Source organism: Citrobacter sp. MGH 55, from assembly GCF_016906145.1.
Classification (GTDB): domain Bacteria; phylum Pseudomonadota; class Gammaproteobacteria; order Enterobacterales; family Enterobacteriaceae; genus Citrobacter_A; species Citrobacter_A amalonaticus.
In genome coordinates, this window is sequence record NZ_CP070239.1 from 1,155,767 (window position 1) to 1,156,347 (window position 581).

Sequence of the window (581 nt, forward strand, 5' to 3'; positions counted from 1 at the left end):
CCCGTACGGCCTATCAACGGATTCTCCTGCTTACGCTGCATACGGATATCTGAACCTGCAGACTGCCAGTCAAACCGGGTTCCTGACACTGAGCCATAAACCAGTTCCGTCTGCGGCTGGATAAAAGTTTCGCCGGGTAGTGAGAAGCGCCAGCCGGTTTCTGCACCCAGATACCAGGAGTGCGAGCGGTAATCCTGCTCCGGCATCGACATTTCACTCGCCGAATAGTGGTTGTCGTGGCGAACATATTTACCGATGGCATCCACATACAGCCCGGAGTCAAACATCGCGGAAGCATAAAGACCGATACCGGTTGATTTTGTCTGACCGGACCAGCCATCGCCATGGCTGTTACTGTAAGTGAACGTTGCCGTCACACCGGTAAACAGGTCACCACCGTCAAACGCGTGCTTTCTGTCGGCGCCAGCCTGCAGGTGAGTCCAGCTGTCTGAATAACCCGCATCTGCGGAACCGGTACCGCTGAAGACTCGCGCCCACGCCCCGGTTTCACCGTGGGTGTTGCGCAGGTCGCCCATGCGGTAGTTCAGGTTGTTCATCTCCGTCAGGAAGTTTTTAAATCC

The 581-nt window shown here is 55.8% G+C and carries 1 protein-coding gene; it reads right to left on the minus strand.

Annotated elements, in window-relative coordinates:
• On the minus strand, positions 1-581 hold a 581-nt coding region (locus tag JTI98_RS04590), incomplete at both ends, for an autotransporter outer membrane beta-barrel domain-containing protein (RefSeq protein WP_252869614.1).